Genomic DNA, 15,599 nt, shown 5'->3' on the forward strand with positions numbered 1-15,599 from the left:
CGCGGCAAAAGCCGTTGGGTATGAGAGAGAGCGGTCAGCGGTCGCGGCGCAGTCGGCCGAGCACGAACTCGCGGTCGAGCTTCGCGAGGAACGGCCCGAGCTTCGGACCCTGGTCCTCGTCGAAGAACAGCCGGTAGCCGGCCGAGAAGAACGCGCCGATGTCGACGTCGTGGCGCTTCGCCGTCTCGTAGATCTCGCCCTGGAGTTCGTCGCCGTCCGGGTCTTCGGCTTCGAGGAACGCCGCGAGCTCGTCGAGCGCGGTCTCGGTGTCGTCGTCGAAGTCGTGGTCGGGCAGCTCGGTCCGCTTGAGGTCGTAGTTGAACTCGTTGTCCGTGCGTCGGGCCCACTCGCGGGCGCGCTCGACGCGTTCGAGCGCGGCGTCGACCGCCCACTCGGGGGCGTCCTCGGGGACGTGTCCCTCGCGGCGCGCGATCTCCTCGCGGAGCGCGGGGTCGTCGGTCATCCCGAGGACGGCCGCGAACGTGTACGGGATGCGGATGCGCTCCTCGCGGGGTTCGTCGACGAGCAGCGGGTAGACGCGTTCGGCGCGCTCGCGTTCGTCCTCGTCTGCGTCGACTTCGCCGAAGTAGACGGCTTCCATGCGGTCGAATTCGTCGACGAGCTGGTCGAGGCGTTCGACGGAGAAGTCCCGGGCGCGCTGGGGGTCCTTGCTGAAGAAGAACCGGACGACCTCGGGGCCGAGCAGCCGGAGGACGTCCTGCACGAGGACGACGTGGCCCGCCGAGGAGGAGAAGGGCTCGCCGTCGAGCGTGAACCACTCGTACACCATCGGGACCGGGGGCTCGTCGCCGAGGACGTTCCGCGCGACGTCCGTACCGGAGGGCCACGACCCCTCCGCGTGGTCCTTCCCGAACGGCTCGAAGTCGACGCCCAGCACGTGCCACTGCGCGGGCCACTCGAAGCGCCACGGGAGCTTCCCGTCGCGCAGGCTCGCGGTGCCCTCGTGGCCGCAGCCCTCGATGGTGCGGTCGCCGGCCTCCACGTCGCTGCACTCGTAGTGCACGACGCCCTCCTCGAGGTCGATGTCGGTGACGGCGTCGGTCTCCGTGACGTGCCCGCACTCCTCACAGATGGGGCGGAACGGGACGTAGCCGGCGTCGACTTTCTCCTGGTACTCCGAGAGCACTTCGCGGGCCGTCTCCCGGTTCTCCAGCAGGAACGCCGTGACGTCCTCGAGGTCGCCGTCCTCGTAGAGGTCCGTGTTCGACACCATCTCCACGTCGATGCCGAGGAGTTCGGCGGACTCCTCGATGAGGTTCGAGAAGTGCGCGCCGTACGAGTCGCAGCACCCGAACGGGTCCGGAATCGCGGTGTACGGCGCGCCGAGGTTCTGGCCGAGCGCGCCCGCGTTCACGTCCCCGAGGTCGACGAGGTCGCCGTCGAGGTCCGCGAGCTTCCGGGGGAGCTTCCGGAGCGGGTCGCGGTCGTCGCTCGTGAACAGCTGTCGCACCTCGTAACCGCGCTCGCGGAGGACTTCCGCGACGAAGTAGCCGCGGACGATCTCGTTCATGTTCCCGAGGTGCGGGACGCCCGAGGGCGAGATGCCGCCCTTGATGACGATGGGCTCCTCGGGGTCGCGTTCGAGGACGCGGTCCGCCGCGATGTCCGCCCAGAAGCCGTGGCCGTCGCCGAGAATGTAGGGGTCGTCGGCGTCGCGCATGCTACTCGTCGCCGCCCGCCCAGTAGGTCATCTGGTCGGCGGTACCCTCGGGGATGACGTCCGTCCCGTCGTGTTCGCCGCGCAGCACGGCGTCGACGATGCGGGAGGGGTCGGTGCCGTCGAGGACGATGGTGCGGACGCCCGAGCGCTCGATGAGCTTCGCGGCGAGCAGGTCGACGGGCGCCGACGACCCCGCGTTCATCTCGATGTCCGCGATGATGTCCACGAGCTCGCCCGCGGTCATCCGCTCGAAGTGCTCGGCGTCGTCGTCCTCGTTCGGGTCCGCGGAGAACACGCCCGGGACGCTGGTGGCGTACAGCAGCAGGTCCGCGTCCGTGTACTCCGCGAGCGCGGCGCTGACCGCGTCCGTCGTCTGGCCGGCGACCACGCCGCCCATCACGGCGACGTCGCCGCGGCGCATCGCCTCGCCCGCGCCCTCGTAGTCCTCCGCCGGGCTCGGTGCGGCCATCCCGTCGAGCGCCGCGATGAGCAGCCGGGCGTTCAGCCGCGTCACGTCGATGCCGATGTCGTCGAGCTCGATCTCGTTCGCGCCGAGCTCCCGCGCAGCCCCGATGTAGTCCCGCGCGACACCCCCGCCGCCGACGACGGCTCCGATCTCGCAGCCGGCGTCGGCGAGTTCTTCGATGGCGGCGGCGTGCTCCTCGACCCGCCCGTGGGCGAGGTCGGGCGCGAGGACACTGCCGCCGATAGAAACCACGACACGCATACTACAGCGTGGTAACCCTGTTGCGTCCTTAAGGGTTGCCAACTCCCCTTGCAGCGGCTGCGAGCGCGACGAACGGTTAACCCGCGGCGACGTCTCGACCGGGCATGGTCGCGGTCACCGAGCCGGCGGTCGTCCTGACGATCGCGTGGCTGCTCGTCCTGTTCGTCGTCGCGTGGCGGTACCGCTTCGGGTCGCTGCCGTCCGCACGGGCGTTCGTCCTCGTCGCCGCCGCGCTCGCGTGGCTGGCGTTCTCGCTGCTCCAGCTCGCGGACCTGCTCTCGCCGCCGTACGACGACGCACTCGGCGCTGTCTCGGGAATCACGCTGCTGGTCGGCGCGTGGTTCGCGCTGCGGTGGTGGCGAACTCGATAGCTGGCGACACCTACAAGCCGCGAGCCGCCCCACGTCCGAGTATGCAACTGCACGGCATCGTCGGCGACGGCGCCGACGCCGTCGCGGACCGGCTCGCCGACCGCCTCGGCGACCGCGGCCGCGTCGGCGTCGTCCGGGCCGGCGAGACGGACGCCCCCGAGCGGACGACGTACGTCGTCGGCGACGGCTGGACGGGAGCGGGCAGCGACCGCTCGACGGACGACGTGCTCGACGAGCTCGCCCGGGACCACGACTACGCGCTGCTGGTCGGCTTTCCGGACGCCCGCGTCCCCCAGATTGCCGTCGGGGACGCATCCGTCGACGACCCCGCGCTCCGCGTCGACGCCGAGAACCCCGACCTCGACGCCGCCGTCGACGCCGTCGAGGCCGCGGAGCCGTTCGAGACGCTGTCCTCGCTGGTCGCCGACCTGAAGCGGTCGCCGCGGGCGGACTACTCGGGCGCCATCGCGACGTTCACGGGCCGCGTGCGAGCGCTCGAGGACGAGGACGACGACTGGACGGAGTCGCTCACGTTCGAGAAGTACGAGGGCGTCGCCGCCGAGCGCACCGCAGTCATCCGCGAGGAACTGGAAGCCCGCGACGGCGTTCTGGACGTCCGCCTCCACCACCGCGTCGGCCGCATCGACGCCGGCGAGGACATCGTCTTCGTCGCAGTGCTCGCCGGTCACCGCGGCGAGGCCTTCGAAGCCGTCGAGGACGGCATCGACCGGCTCAAGGCGGAAGTCCCGATCTTCAAGAAGGAGGTCACCGTCGAGGACGAGTTCTGGAAGCACGAGGCCGAGTAGCCGTCACGCGGCCGCCACGACGGACGGTTTCACGGGCGATACCACCGCCGAATCAGCCGTCTCACGCGCGAAACGACCGCCGTTCGTCCGACGATAAGTACGTGAAATAGGAAACGAAATAACGTATCTAAGGACTCGATAAAACGTCTAACTACCTCTCGAATAGTCGTGAAACGTCCGACAAAATGGGTCCGGCGGTGAATTCGCACGAATCTTCCCGAACGTTCACCCCTTTATAACCTCCCGCAGCCAGTAGGGTGAGCCGAAGATGAGCGCAACCCAATCCCCCTCCACCGACGCCGACGAACCGCAGGACAAGGAGACGCGGCTGAAGGCGTACCTCCGCGAGAAGGCCGACGACGGCGAGGTGTACTTCAAGAGCAAGTTCATCGCCGACGACGTCGACCTCTCTCCGAAGGAGATCGGCGCGCTCATGGTGAAGCTCTCGAAGTCCGCGACCGACCTCGACATCGAGAAGTGGTCGTACACGAGCGCCACCACGTGGCGCGTCCAGTCCGCCTAACTCCCGCTCGCGCTCGCACCCGCACCGCCCTGAGAACAGCCGCTCCCTTCGTTCTGCGCCGCCGACTAAGTGCTTAAACCCGTGGAGCGGTAAGTGGCGGCCGATGTCGGCCCAGCCGCCCGACGGCGCCCCGAGCCCGGACTCGTTCGCGTCCGTCTTCGACGTCTACGAGGTACGTCGCGAGGACGGCCGAATCCTCTACTTCGGCGACCCCGGCGCGGACCGCGAGACCCTCATGCAGACCGTCTGGCCGGCGTTCCGCGAGCGCGGCTACGAGGTCCGGCTCGCGCGCCGCACGGGCGAAGTCGTCCTCGTCGCGGAACCGCACGACGCCGACGACGGCGGCGTCCCGTGGACGAACATCGCGCTGTTCGTCGCGACGCTCGCGTCGACGCTGTTCGTCGGCGCGAACTGGTACTACGTCGACCCGTTCTCCCCGGCGGTCGTGCAGGCGCTCCCGTTCATGCTCGCGGTCGTCGGCGTGCTCGGCGTCCACGAGCTCGGCCACTACGCGATGAGCCGCTACCACGACGTCGACGCCTCCCTCCCGTACTTCATCCCGTTCCCGTCGCTGTTCGGCACGATGGGCGCGGTCATCCGGATGCGCGGCCGGATTCCCGACCGCGAGGCCCTGTTCGACATCGGCGTCGCCGGCCCGCTGGCCGGACTCGTCGCCGCAATCCTCGTCTCCGCGATCGGGCTCGCGCTGCCGCCCGTGACGGTGCCGCCGGAGCTCGCCAACTCCGCGGACGCCGTCGAAGTACAGTTCGCCTACCCCCCGCTGCTGCAGGCCATCGCCGCCGTGCTCGGCGAGCCGCTGTCGTACAGCGACCCGTCGCGGTCCATCAACCCGGTCGTGATGGGCGGCTGGATCGGGATGTTCATCACGTTCCTGAACCTCATCCCGGTCGGCCAGCTCGACGGCGGCCACGTCCTCCGGTCGCTGGTCGGCGACCAGGCCGACCGCGTCGCGCCGCTGGTGCCCACCGCGCTGTTCGCGCTCGCGGGCTACCAGTGGTTCGTCTCCGACGCCGGCAACGCCGCCGGCATCTGGGTGATGTGGGGGCTCATCGCGACGGTCATCACGTTCGCGGGTAACGTCGACCCCGTCGACGACTCGCCGCTGGACAAGCGCCGCGTCGCCGTCGGCGTGCTCGCGTTCGTGCTCGGCGCGCTCTGCTTCATGCCCGTCCCCATCCAGATCGTCGGCTAGTGGGTCCAGCCGCGGTCCGCCAGCGGCTCGCCGTCCAGCGTTATCCCCGACTCGGTGACCTCCCCAATCACGGATAGGGGGACGTCAGATGCCGCTCGAACTCCCTCGACCACTTCCGCCGGGACAGTGGCAACGAGTTCGAAGTCCTCGCCGTACGAAACGGCTGTGTCCAGCGGGTCCGAGACGGCTCCCCGGAGCTCGTCCGCGACCGGAACGGCGTCGCCGTCGACCGCGAACCCGCAGCCGCTGGCCTCCGCGAGCTGGTGGAGCGAGCGCGCGAGCCCGTCGCTGGAGTCCATCATCGCGGTGGCGTGCCCGGCGAGCGCGCGGCCCGAGCTCACGCGCGGCGTGAACCGGAACAGCTCGTTGGCCGCCTCGACGTCGCCTGCCTCGAACCGCCGCATGGCGGCTGCGGTCCGGCCGAGGGTCCCGGTCACGACGACGCTGTCCCCGGGCGCCGCACCGTCCCGGTAGACCGGGTCGTCGGCCTGGCCGATGGCGGCCGTCGCAACCGTGAACTCGTCGTGGCCGTCCAGGTCGCCGCCGACGTACTCCGCGCCGACCGCCTCGCAGACGTCGAGCGCGCCCTCGACGTACGCGCGCAGGTCGTCCTCCGCAAAGTCGGGGGCGCCGTAGACGCCGACCGCCGCCGTCGCCGCCGCGCCCATCGCGGCGACGTCCGAGAGGGACGCGCCGACGGACCGCCAGCCCGCCGTGTACTTGGTCGTGCCCGCCGGGAAGTCCGTCGACTCGTGGAGCATGTCGATGGTGAACGCCGTGTCGCCGACGACCGCGGCGTCGTCGCCGGCGCTGTCGACGAGGCCGCCGACCACGTCCAGCGCCGCCCGTTCGTTCATGCAGACACGATTCGCGCCCGCCGGCAAAAACGCCGCGACTGGGGCCGCGGTCTCCTCCTTAGTCGGAGCGTTTACCCGTCTGTCCCCGTTCGGGCCGTCCGCATGGACGCTGACGTCACTCGGAGCGTCGGCGGCTTCCTCGCGGCTGCGCTCGTACTCGCCGTGCTCGTCGCAGCCGTCGGCGTGGACGACGTCGCTAGCACCCTCTCCCTACTCGACCCGCGAGAGGCGGTCGTTCTCGCCGCCGCGGGCGCATGCTGGCTGGCCGCGTGGGGCTTGTGCCTGTACACCGTGCTCTCCGCGATCGGCGTTCCGGTCTCTCGCGGTACCGCTGTGCTCCTGTACGCGGCCGCCGCGTTCGCGAACAACGTCACGCCGTTCGGACAGGCCGGCGGCGAGCCGTTCAGCGCGTACCTCATCTCGCGGTCGACCGGCGCCGACTACGAGCGCGGCCTCGCCGCAATCGCGAGCGTCGACGCGCTCAACTTCGTGCCGTCGCTGACGTTCGCCTCGCTCGGGCTGGCGTACTACGCGGCCTCGTACACCGTCTTCGAGGGGCTCTGGTACGTCGTCGCCGTCGTCGCCGCGCTCGTTGTCGGCGTCCCGGCAGCGCTCTACGGCGCGTGGCGCTACCGCGCGCGGCTCCGGGCCGCCGCCGTCCGGACGCTGACACCCGTGCTCGCCGCGCTCGATCGCGTCGTACCGGGGGTCTCGCCGCCCGACGGCGACCAGCTCCGGGAGCGCGTAGACGACTTCTTCGACGCGCTCGGCCGCGTCGCCACCAGCCGCCGTCGCCTCGTCGCCGCTGGCGCGTTCTCCACCGCCGGCTGGGCGGTCCTCTGCGGGACGATGTGGGTGACACTGTACAGCCTCGGGTACGCTGCGCCGGCCGCTGTCGCGTTCGTCGTCGTCCCCGTCGCCACAATCGCGAGCGCCACGCCCCTGCCGGGCGGCACGGGCGCCGTCGAGTTCGCCATCGTCGCCGTGCTCGTCCCGGCGACGGCCGTCACACCGGGCGCCGCGGGCGCCGTCGCACTGGTGTTCCGTGCGGCCACGTACTGGCTACCGACGGCACTGGGCGGTGTCGCCGCCGTCGCGCTCGAACACCGAGCGAGTCCCTAACGATGGCTTTAAACGAATCCGACGTGAATTCCGCCCAATGGCAACCCTCTACGACGCTCCCGTGGACGAGCTCGTCGACGAGCTCGCGAGCGAGCTCGAAGATCGACTCGACGAACCGGACTGGGCGCAGTTCGCGAAGACCGGCGTTGGTCGTGAACTCCCGCCCGAACAGGAGGACTTCTGGGCGCGACGCGCCGCCAGCATCCTCCGGAAGGTCGCGATGGAAGGCCCCATCGGCGTCAAGCGCCTCGCGACCGCCTACGGCGACACCACCGACGGCTCCAACCGCTACCGTGTCTCTCCGCCGGACAGCACGTCCAGCTCCCGGAACATCGTCCGCACCGCGCTCCAGCAGCTCGAGGACGAGGACCTCGTCGAGCAGCAGCACAACCGCGGCCGTGTCGTCACCGCCGAGGGCCGCAGCCTCCTCGACGACACCGCGGGCGAGGTCATCGAGAACCTCGACCGGCCCGAGCTCGAACGCTACGCCTGACGCTCCCGCTTCTTCGCTGTTCTCGTCGGTGTAGCCGCGGCGCTACTACCCCGTTGCGTTACAATTAACCGGATTCGCTCCTAACTACCCACGAACATGAGTGGGAGCCCGGACGACGAACGACTCGAAGAGCTTCGCCAGCAGAAGAAAGAACAGCTCAAGCAGCAGCAACAGCAACAGCAGCAGGGCGGGGGCCGCGAGGCGGCCCAGCAGGCCCAGCGCGAGCAGGCCGAACAGCAGAAGCAGGCGCTGCTCCGCCAGCACCTCACGGACGGCGCGCGCAAGCGCCTGAACACCATCAAGATGAGCAAGCCGGAGTTCGCGGAGAAGGCCGAGCAGCAGATTCTCGCGCTCGCCCAGTCCGGCCGCCTCCAGGACCAGATCGACGAGGAGCAGATGAAGGAGCTGCTCCGCGAGCTCAAGCCCGACTCCCAGAGCTTCGACATCAGCCGCAGGTAGGCGATGCGGCTGGGGCTGCTCTACAGCGGGGGGAAAGACTCCACGCTCGCGGCGCTGCTCGTCGAGCGATTCTACGACGTCACGCTCGTCACTGCGCACTTCGGCGTCACGGACGAGCACGAGCACGCCGAGCGTGCGGCCGAGTCCGCGGGCTTCGAGTTCCGGACGCTCGAACTCGACCGCGAGGTCGCCGACGAGGCCGCCGAGCGGATGCGCGAGGACGGCTACCCACGTAACGGCATCCAGCACGTCCACGAGGAAGCGCTGGAGGCCGTCGCCGCGCTCGACTTCGACGCCGTCGCGGACGGCACGCGCCGCGACGACCGCGTGCCGACGGTTTCGCGGGCGCAGGCCCAGAGCCTCGAAGACCGCCACGGCGTCGACTACCTCTCCCCGCTCGCGGGGTTCGGCCGCGGCGCCGTCGACCGCCTCGTGGACGCCGAACTCGACGTCGAGGTCGGGCCCAGCGAGGAGATTCCGCGCGCCGACTACGAGGCCGAGCTGCGCGCGATTCTCCGCGAGGAGCACGGCGAGGACGCCATCCGCGAGGTGTTCCCGGACCACGACCAGACGTACGTCCACGGCCTCCGCGAGTAGCGCGTCGGCCCGCGGCCCGCTGGCCCGTCCGGCGAATCGATTGACTCTTCTCCCGGCGACGGCTCGGTTCGCGCAATGGAGTCGGGGCTCGTCTACGCGCTCGCCGCGGCCGGCATCTGGGGGGTGTGGCTGTTCGCGCTCAAGCGCTTCTTCGACGGCGTCCACGCCGCCGTCCTCACGCTGTTCGTGAACTGCGCGGCGATTCTGTGGTACCTCCCGGTCGCCGCCGCGACGGGTGCCGACGGCTTCCCGGCGTTCCCGCCGATGGACGCGACCGGCGTCGGCGTCTTCGCGGCAACCGTCGTCCTGGGCGGCGCGGCGTTCATCGTGTCCGTGTACGCGCTCGCCGTGGGCGACGTCTCCTACGTCGCGCCCATCGCGAAAATCGTGCCCGTGTTCGTCGTCCCCATCGAGGTGTTCGCGCTGCACGAGGCGCTCGAACCGACCGCCGTGGCCGGCATCGCCGTCGCCACCACCGCGGTCTACCTCGCGAACTACGAGGGCGGAAGCCTGCTCGCGCCGCTGCAACGCGCCGTCCACGCGCGGCCCGCCCAGCTCGCGCTGGCGTCCGCGATGCTGTACGCGGGCAGCGACATCGGCCGTCGGCTCGTCCTCGGGGACTACACGTTCCCGACGCGGCTCTGGGTGCCGACGTTCCTCGCGGGCATCGCGCTCGCTGTCGCGCCGCTCGCGCTGCGCCGCTGGCCGACGGGCGGCGTCCGCCCGCACCTCCCGAAGTTCGTCCTCGCGGGCGCGGGCGTCGCCGTCGGCGAGCACGTCACTGCGCTCGCGTTCGCCAGCGCCTCGGCCAGCGTCGTCTCCACGCTCGTCAACGCGCAGGCCATCGTCGCCGTCCTCCTGGGCTGCGTGCTGCTCGGCGAACCCGGGCTGCGTCGCCGGTTCGCCGCCGCGTGTCTCGCCGTCGCCGGCGTCGGCCTGATTGCGGTCTGAGTTGCTACCCGCGACCCGCCGTCACTCCGGCGACCACTCGCAGGCGTCGCCGGTCGCGAGGTCCTGCTCGTCGACGTGCGCTGAGAGGCACGCGTAGTTACAGAAGTACGTCGGCGACCCGCAGTCTTCGGTGCAGTCGCGCACGCAGACGGGGTCGTGGTCGAAGATGCGCGACCCGCAGTACGCACAGGTCGTCTCCTCCGTCGGCGTCTCGACGGTCGTCGTCATGCGGACAGCGTCGGCTCGCGGCGGCAAAACAGTTCGCGCCGACGCACTCGCCGCCGCTTCCGGGAACGGAAGCTTTCAAGCGCGGCACGGGCGAACGTCGGTGCATGTACGACCGACTCAAGGGATTCCGGGACTTCTACCCCGAGGAGATGGGGCCGCGCCGCGAGGCGATGGACGCCTTAGAGGACGCGGCGCGCGGGCACGGCTTCCGGGAGATCGGGACGCCCGCGCTGGAGGCGACCCAGATGTACGTCGACAAGTCCGGCGAGGGGATCGTCGACGAGCTCTACTCCTTTACCGACCAGGGCGGCCGGGACGTCGCGCTCACGCCGGAGCTGACGCCGACGGTCGCGCGCATGGTCGTCGCGAAACAGCAGGAGCTCTCGAAGCCCATCAAGTGGTACTCGACGCGCGCGTTCTGGCGGTACGAGGAGCCCCAGCAGGGGCGCTTCCGGGAGTTCTACCAGACGAACGTCGACATCTTCGGGTCGAGCGACCCGCGCGCGGACGCCGAGGTGCTTGCCGTCGCCGCCGACGGTCTGACGAGCCTCGGGCTGACCGGCGACGACTTCGAGTTCCGCGTCTCCCACCGCGACATCCTCGGCGGCCTCCTGAACGCTTTCGACGCCGACGTGGACACCGAGGCGGCCATCCGCGTCGTGGACAAGCGCGAGAAGATCGAGCGCGCGGAGTACCTCGACGGCCTCGCGGAGGCCGGGCTCTCCTACGACCAGGCCGAGCGCTTCGACGACCTGCTCGCGGGCGACGACCTCGACGCGCTCACCGAGTTCGCTGGCACCGACCGGGTCGCCGACGCCGTGGAGAACCTCCGCGCGGTCCTCGACGCCGCCGAGAATCTGGGCGTCCGGCAGTACTGCGACATCTCCCTGACGACGGCACGGGGGCTCGACTACTACACGGGCGTCGTCTTCGAGTGCTTCGACGCCACCGGCGACATCGGGCGCTCGGTGTTCGGCGGTGGCCGCTACGACGACCTCATCGAGGAGTTCGGCGGCCAGCCGACGCCCGCGGTCGGCGTCGCGCCCGGCCACGCCCCACTGAACCTCCTGCTGGAGCGCGCTGGCGTCCGCCCCGAGGGCGACCTCTCGACGGACTACTACGTCCTCCAGGTCGGCGACACGGAGGAGGAGGCCGCCCGCGTCGCCGGCGACCTCCGCGAGCGCGGCCACGTCGTCGAGAGCGACGTCGCCGACCGGAGCTTCGGCGCGCAGATGAACTACGCCGACTCGATCGGCGCGGAGACGGTCGTCATCGTCGGCGAGCAGGACCTCGCGAACGGCGAGGTCACCGTCAAGGACATGGAGAGCGGCGACCAGACCACCGCGCCGTTCGAGGATTTCCCCGGCGACCGCGAGCGCCCCACCTTGGCCGACTTCGAGTAGCGAATGCCCCGCCGTGCGTTCCGCGTCGCGTACGACGGCCGGCCGTACTACGGCTTCCAGCGCCAGCCCGAGGTCACCACCGTCGAGGGCGAGCTGTTCGGCGCGCTCCGCCGGCTCGACGTCTTCGAGGGCGAGAAACCGCCGGGCTACGCGGCCGCCGGCCGCACCGATGCGGGCGTGTCGGCGCGCGCGCAGACCATCGCGCTCGACGCCCCCGAGTGGCTGACGCCGTCCGCGCTGAACGGCGAACTCCCCGACCTGATTCACGCGTGGGCGCACGCCGACGCTCCCTCTGACTTCCACGCGACCCACGACGCGAACTGGCGGGCGTACCGGTACTTCTGGCACGCGCCCGAGCGCAGCGAGGGCGCGGAACGAGCGAGCGGCGTCTCCGGGAGTGAAACGCCCGGGGGCTCGGAAGAGCAGCGCTCTTCTGGCGGAGCCGCGAGCCACGCGGAAGGAGTGGACGACCAGCGAGCAGCCGGAGCGCTCGGCCGCCTGCTCGGCGAGCGCGACTTCCACAACCTCACGCCCGACGACGAGAACACGGTCCGCGAACTCTCGGGCGGCGTCTCTCGGGAGAACGACTTCCTCGTCGTGACGCTGCGCGCGAGCGGGTTCTGCCGGGAACTCGTGCGGCGCGTCGTCTCGCTCGTGCAGGCGGTCGCAGCGGGCGCGGACTTCGAGCGCATCGACCGCGTGCTCGGCGACGAGCGCGTCGACGGCCCGGAGGGCGTCCCGCCCGCGCCGGCGGGGCCGCTCGTGCTCCACGACGTGGACTACGGCCTCGACTTCGAGCGCGAGGCGCGCGCCGCGGCCGCCGTCCGGGAGACGTTCAGGGAACTGCGCGAGGAGCGACGCGCGCTCGCTCGCGTCGCCGGGCACGTCGCCGATTCAGTTTAATCCCAGTCGGCGGGCCAGACGCCCGCGGCCTCCATGCCCGGGCGCATCCCGGCGCCGGCGAGCGTCTCGCGCAGACGGCCGTCCTCGGGGCGTGGAACGTCGCGGCTCGTGAGTTCCCGGACGAGCAGCGCGGCGAGCGCGCCGTGCTCCCGGAGGTTCCGCGAGTCGGCCTTGTCCCGGGTGTCGGCGGGCGTGTGCCCCCAGCCGCGGCCGCGCTCGGGCGTGACGCTGTGCAGTTGGACCGCGGGGACGCCGCGCCGGAGGAAGGGCCAGTGGTCGCTGTACGGGTGGAGTGTCGGCTCGACTTCGATGGGGCGGTTCGCGCGCTCGCTGACGCCGTCGAGCACGTCCGCGAAGGCGTCCGTGCCGTGCGTGAACGCGCGCAGCGTCCGGTAGCGGCCCGCGCCGTCGACGTTCACGACCGCGCGCACCGATTTCGAATCGACGCGGTCGGCGAGCGCGGCGGAGCCGAGCAGCCCAACCTCTTCGGCGCCGACGGTCGCGACGCGGACCTTGCAGTCGAGGTCGAGGTCGGCGAGCACGCGGGCGGCGGCGACGAGCGTCGCGACACCGCAGCCGTTGTCGAGTGCGCCCTCCGCGACGTCGTGGGCGTCGTGGTGCGCGAGCGCGAGGACTTCCTCGTCGGTGTCCGGGCCGAGGACGGCGTGGACGTTCTTCCCCGTTCCCGAATCCGTGCTGGCGTCGACAGAGAAGCCGACGCGGCCGTCCCGGTCGGCGTACTCGCGGAGCCACGCGCCCGTCTCCTTGGAGACGCCAGCCGCGGGAATCTCGCCCTCGCGGCCGAACCGGAGCGCGCCCGTCGGTGGGAGCTGGCCGTCCTTGTGGTTGTAGAAGACGAACCCCGCGGCGCCGCCGCCGACGGCGTAGCCGTACTTCTCCATGCGGTGGACGAGCCGCCCGTCCGCCGGGCTGTCCGTGGACGCGAGCACGACCGCGCCCTCCACGTCGGCATCCTGAAAGTCGTCCTCCGTACCGTGCCCGACGTCGACGAGCGACGCGTCCGCGACGTCGCCGGCGGGCGAGTACGGGAGCGCGAACGCCGGGAAGTCGCGCTCGACGGGGTCGGTGACCGCGAGCGCGCAGTCCCCGCGCGTCCACACCGGGAGGTCGAACGTCTCGACGGTCGCGTCGCGGGCGCCGGCGTCCGCGAACGCGCGGCCCGCGAGTTCGGCGGCGCGCGCCTCGCCCTCGTGGCCCGCGAGCCGGTCGTCGAGCTCCGTCAGCGCGGTCAACACCTGCCACGGAACGTCGTCGCGCCACGCCCGGCCGAGCGCCGCGTCGACGCGCGTGTCCTCGGTCATACGTGTCCGTTCGCGCGCCCGCCACGAAAAACGCAGCCCCGCAGTTTCGCGCGCGAGCGCCGGCAAGCCCGCCGCCGTTCACCAACGTTTAACCGGTCTGCCCCGAACGCCCGTGCATGAGCAGCGTTCCCGAACGCAGCGAGCTCTCCGAGGAGCACACGTGGGACCTCGAGAGCATCTACGCGACCGACGACGACTGGGAGGCCGCCTACGAGGACGTCGCCGCGAAGCTCGACGAGCTCGAGGCCTACGAGGGCCGGCTCGCGGAGTCCGGCGAGACCCTCCTCGAAGCCCTCCGTCTGCGCGACGAGATCCACCGCGAGGCCGAGCAGGTGTCCGCGTACGCGCGGATGCGCTCGGACGAGGACACCCGCGACCAGCAGTACCAGGCGCTCCGCGCACGGGCGTCCAGCCTGATGGCGGACGTCTCCAGCGCGAGCTCCTTCTTCGACCCAGAGCTCCAGGACTGCACCCGCGAGGAGCTCCAGGCCCTCGTCGAGGACGAACCCGAGCTAGAGACCTACGAGCACTACTTCGACGACGTGCTCCGCATGAAGCCGCACACGCGCTCGGCGGAGGTCGAGGAGCTGCTGAGCGACCTCGGCGAGGTGCTCGGCGCGCCCAGCGACGCGTACAACATGCTGACGGATGCGGACCTGGAGTTCCCGACGGTCGAGGACCCCGACGGCGAGCCCGTGGAGATCTCGCAGGCGAACTTCACGAAGCTCCTCAAAGAGCCCGACCGCGAGTTCCGCCAGACCGTCCACGAGTCCTTCTACGAGACCATCGGCGACGTCCGGAACACCATCGGCGCGACGATGAAGAATCAGGTCAAGAAGGACGTCAAGCTCGCGGACGCGCGGAACTACGACACCGCCCGCGCGGCCGCCCTCGACGGCGCGAACATCCCGACGGAGGTGTACGACAACCTCGTCGATACGGTCGACGACAACCTCGACAAGCTCCACCGCCACGTCGACCTCAAGCGCAAGGCGCTCGGCGTCGACGACTTCCAGATGTGGGACCTCTACATGCCCATCGTTGACTCCGAGAGCCCCGAAGTCTCCTACGAGGAGGCCAAAGAGCACGTCGTGGAGGCGGTCGCGCCGCTCGGCGACGACTACCAGAACCGGGTCGCCGACGGCCTCGAATCCCGGTGGGTGGACGTCTACGAGAACCGCGGGAAGCGCTCGGGCGCGTACTCCGGGGGGACGTACGACACCCAGCCGTTCATCCTGATGAACTACCAGGACGACATCTCCTCGATGTTCACGCTGGCCCACGAGCTCGGGCACAGTCTCCACAGCCAGTACACCAGCGAACAGCAGCCGTACGTCTACTCGCAGTACGAGATCTTCGTGGCGGAGGTCGCCTCCACGGTCAACGAGGCGCTGCTCGTCAACCACCTGCTGGACACGGTCGAGGACGACCACTTCCGGCGCCACATCCTCAACGAGTACCTCGAGCGCTTCCGCTCGACGCTGTACCGCCAGACGCTGTTCGCGGACGTCGAGCACCGCCTGCACTCGCTGGCGGAGGACGGCGAGGCACTCACCCCGGACCGCGTCGACGAGGTGTACGGCGAGCGCAAGGAGGCCTACTACGCGAACGCCGTCGTCGACGACCACATCCGCCGCGAGTGGATGCGCATCCCGCACTTCTACTATAATTTTTATGTTTACCAATATGCGACTGGAATAAGCTCTGCCGTTGCAATTGCTGACCGCATCCTAAATGAAGGTGGTAATGAAGCTGCGACCCAGTACCGTGAGGCTCTGCAACTGGGCGGCAGTGAGTACCCCATCGATATCCTCGACCACGCCGGAGTCGACGTAACTAACTCCAAGTTCATCGAGACCGCTCTCGATGTTTACGAAGAACACCTTGATGAGGCGGCCGAACTGCTGGAATAGCGATACCTGTGATTTGACCTTCTATCATCT

Annotated in this window: 17 protein-coding genes; 12 read left to right on the forward strand and 5 right to left on the reverse strand. The window is 70.3% G+C overall.

The window, feature by feature from the left end:
• Positions 1–34: 34 nt before the first annotated feature.
• Both lysS and pyrH read right to left on the reverse strand, forming a co-directional pair.
• Positions 35–1,681 (reverse strand): lysine--tRNA ligase, encoded by a 1,647-nt coding sequence (gene lysS, locus G9C83_RS09215; protein ID WP_167245850.1) that lies wholly within the window; start codon positions 1,679–1,681, stop codon positions 35–37.
• A 1-nt stretch (position 1,682) separates the two neighbouring features.
• Positions 1,683–2,408, reverse strand: a complete 726-nt coding sequence (gene pyrH / locus G9C83_RS09220; protein WP_167245851.1) for a UMP kinase — start codon at positions 2,406–2,408, stop codon at positions 1,683–1,685.
• Positions 2,409–2,512: 104 nt separating this feature from the next.
• Between pyrH and G9C83_RS09225 the strand changes: the two genes are divergently transcribed.
• The 4 genes from G9C83_RS09225 to G9C83_RS09240 all read left to right on the forward strand — a co-directional run bounded on the left by G9C83_RS09225 (position 2,513) and on the right by G9C83_RS09240 (position 5,321).
• The gene (locus G9C83_RS09225; RefSeq protein ID WP_167245852.1) at positions 2,513–2,779 is read left to right on the forward strand and encodes a hypothetical protein; all 267 of its coding nucleotides are present in this window, start codon (positions 2,513–2,515) and stop codon (positions 2,777–2,779) included.
• Between the two features lie 41 nt (positions 2,780–2,820).
• Positions 2,821–3,585: a molybdopterin synthase gene (locus tag G9C83_RS09230; protein WP_167245853.1), complete on the forward strand. Its 765-nt coding sequence runs from the start codon at positions 2,821–2,823 to the stop codon at positions 3,583–3,585.
• 268 nt (positions 3,586–3,853) lie between these two features.
• Entirely contained in the window at positions 3,854–4,108 is a 255-nt protein-coding gene (locus tag G9C83_RS09235; protein ID WP_167245854.1) for a hypothetical protein, read from the forward strand.
• A 103-nt stretch (positions 4,109–4,211) separates the two neighbouring features.
• The gene (locus tag G9C83_RS09240; RefSeq protein WP_167245855.1) at positions 4,212–5,321 is read left to right on the forward strand and encodes a site-2 protease family protein; all 1,110 of its coding nucleotides are present in this window, start codon (positions 4,212–4,214) and stop codon (positions 5,319–5,321) included.
• Here the strand turns inward: G9C83_RS09240 and thiL are convergent.
• Positions 5,318–6,178 (reverse strand): thiamine-phosphate kinase, encoded by an 861-nt coding sequence (thiL, locus tag G9C83_RS09245; RefSeq protein WP_167245856.1) that lies wholly within the window; start codon positions 6,176–6,178, stop codon positions 5,318–5,320. The two genes, G9C83_RS09240 and thiL, sit on opposite strands and share 4 nt — an antisense overlap.
• Positions 6,179–6,280: 102 nt before the next feature.
• Here thiL and G9C83_RS09250 point away from each other — a divergent pair, with 102 nt between their 5' ends.
• The 5 genes from G9C83_RS09250 to G9C83_RS09270 all read left to right on the forward strand — a co-directional run bounded on the left by G9C83_RS09250 (position 6,281) and on the right by G9C83_RS09270 (position 9,800).
• Positions 6,281–7,300, forward strand: coding sequence for a lysylphosphatidylglycerol synthase transmembrane domain-containing protein (locus G9C83_RS09250; protein ID WP_167245857.1), 1,020 nt, complete (start codon positions 6,281–6,283; stop codon positions 7,298–7,300).
• Positions 7,301–7,337: 37 nt separating this feature from the next.
• Complete coding sequence (locus G9C83_RS09255; RefSeq protein WP_167245858.1) at positions 7,338–7,793, forward strand: 30S ribosomal protein S19e; 456 nt, start codon at positions 7,338–7,340, stop codon at positions 7,791–7,793.
• Between the two features lie 96 nt (positions 7,794–7,889).
• Positions 7,890–8,252 carry a DNA-binding protein gene (locus G9C83_RS09260; protein WP_167245859.1) on the forward strand — a complete coding sequence of 121 codons (363 nt, stop codon included), beginning with the start codon at positions 7,890–7,892 and terminating at the stop codon, positions 8,250–8,252.
• Between the two features lie 3 nt (positions 8,253–8,255).
• Positions 8,256–8,849: an alpha hydrolase gene (locus G9C83_RS09265; RefSeq protein ID WP_167245860.1), complete on the forward strand. Its 594-nt coding sequence runs from the start codon at positions 8,256–8,258 to the stop codon at positions 8,847–8,849.
• Positions 8,850–8,924: 75 nt separating this feature from the next.
• Positions 8,925–9,800: a DMT family transporter gene (locus G9C83_RS09270; RefSeq protein ID WP_167245861.1), complete on the forward strand. Its 876-nt coding sequence runs from the start codon at positions 8,925–8,927 to the stop codon at positions 9,798–9,800.
• A gap of 21 nt (positions 9,801–9,821) precedes the next feature.
• Here the strand turns inward: G9C83_RS09270 and G9C83_RS09275 are convergent, their stop codons facing one another.
• Positions 9,822–10,028: a hypothetical protein gene (locus tag G9C83_RS09275; RefSeq protein WP_167245862.1), complete on the reverse strand. Its 207-nt coding sequence runs from the start codon at positions 10,026–10,028 to the stop codon at positions 9,822–9,824.
• A 104-nt stretch (positions 10,029–10,132) separates the two neighbouring features.
• On the opposite strand from G9C83_RS09275, the gene hisS reads away from it, so the two are divergent.
• Positions 10,133–11,431: a histidine--tRNA ligase gene (gene hisS, locus G9C83_RS09280; protein ID WP_167245863.1), complete on the forward strand. Its 1,299-nt coding sequence runs from the start codon at positions 10,133–10,135 to the stop codon at positions 11,429–11,431.
• 3 nt (positions 11,432–11,434) lie between these two features.
• Positions 11,435–12,334: a tRNA pseudouridine(38-40) synthase TruA gene (gene truA / locus G9C83_RS09285; RefSeq protein WP_167245864.1), complete on the forward strand. Its 900-nt coding sequence runs from the start codon at positions 11,435–11,437 to the stop codon at positions 12,332–12,334.
• Here the strand turns inward: truA and G9C83_RS09290 are convergent.
• Entirely contained in the window at positions 12,331–13,656 is a 1,326-nt protein-coding gene (locus tag G9C83_RS09290; protein WP_167245865.1) for a M28 family metallopeptidase, read from the reverse strand. The genes truA and G9C83_RS09290 overlap by 4 nt on opposite strands.
• Positions 13,657–13,772: 116 nt before the next feature.
• Between G9C83_RS09290 and pepF the strand changes: the two genes are divergently transcribed.
• Entirely contained in the window at positions 13,773–15,569 is a 1,797-nt protein-coding gene (gene pepF / locus G9C83_RS09295; RefSeq protein ID WP_167245866.1) for an oligoendopeptidase F, read from the forward strand.
• Positions 15,570–15,599 lie beyond the last annotated feature (30 nt).

Origin of the sequence: Halobacterium sp. R2-5 (genome assembly GCF_011734195.1) — an archaeon.
Taxonomy (GTDB): Archaea; Halobacteriota; Halobacteria; order Halobacteriales; family Halobacteriaceae; genus Halobacterium.

Coding starts and splice junctions, on each gene's coding strand:
- lysS (WP_167245850.1), bottom strand. CDS start 1,681: ATGCGCGACGCCGACGACCCCTACATTCTCGGCGACGGCCACGGCTTC.
- pyrH (WP_167245851.1), bottom strand. CDS start 2,408: ATGCGTGTCGTGGTTTCTATCGGCGGCAGTGTCCTCGCGCCCGACCTC.
- G9C83_RS09225 (WP_167245852.1), top strand. CDS start 2,513: ATGGTCGCGGTCACCGAGCCGGCGGTCGTCCTGACGATCGCGTGGCTG.
- G9C83_RS09230 (WP_167245853.1), top strand. CDS start 2,821: ATGCAACTGCACGGCATCGTCGGCGACGGCGCCGACGCCGTCGCGGAC.
- G9C83_RS09235 (WP_167245854.1), top strand. CDS start 3,854: ATGAGCGCAACCCAATCCCCCTCCACCGACGCCGACGAACCGCAGGAC.
- G9C83_RS09240 (WP_167245855.1), top strand. CDS start 4,212: ATGTCGGCCCAGCCGCCCGACGGCGCCCCGAGCCCGGACTCGTTCGCG.
- thiL (WP_167245856.1), bottom strand. CDS start 6,178: ATGAACGAACGGGCGGCGCTGGACGTGGTCGGCGGCCTCGTCGACAGC.
- G9C83_RS09250 (WP_167245857.1), top strand. CDS start 6,281: ATGGACGCTGACGTCACTCGGAGCGTCGGCGGCTTCCTCGCGGCTGCG.
- G9C83_RS09255 (WP_167245858.1), top strand. CDS start 7,338: ATGGCAACCCTCTACGACGCTCCCGTGGACGAGCTCGTCGACGAGCTC.
- G9C83_RS09260 (WP_167245859.1), top strand. CDS start 7,890: ATGAGTGGGAGCCCGGACGACGAACGACTCGAAGAGCTTCGCCAGCAG.
- G9C83_RS09265 (WP_167245860.1), top strand. CDS start 8,256: ATGCGGCTGGGGCTGCTCTACAGCGGGGGGAAAGACTCCACGCTCGCG.
- G9C83_RS09270 (WP_167245861.1), top strand. CDS start 8,925: ATGGAGTCGGGGCTCGTCTACGCGCTCGCCGCGGCCGGCATCTGGGGG.
- G9C83_RS09275 (WP_167245862.1), bottom strand. CDS start 10,028: ATGACGACGACCGTCGAGACGCCGACGGAGGAGACGACCTGTGCGTAC.
- hisS (WP_167245863.1), top strand. CDS start 10,133: ATGTACGACCGACTCAAGGGATTCCGGGACTTCTACCCCGAGGAGATG.
- truA (WP_167245864.1), top strand. CDS start 11,435: ATGCCCCGCCGTGCGTTCCGCGTCGCGTACGACGGCCGGCCGTACTAC.
- G9C83_RS09290 (WP_167245865.1), bottom strand. CDS start 13,656: ATGACCGAGGACACGCGCGTCGACGCGGCGCTCGGCCGGGCGTGGCGC.
- pepF (WP_167245866.1), top strand. CDS start 13,773: ATGAGCAGCGTTCCCGAACGCAGCGAGCTCTCCGAGGAGCACACGTGG.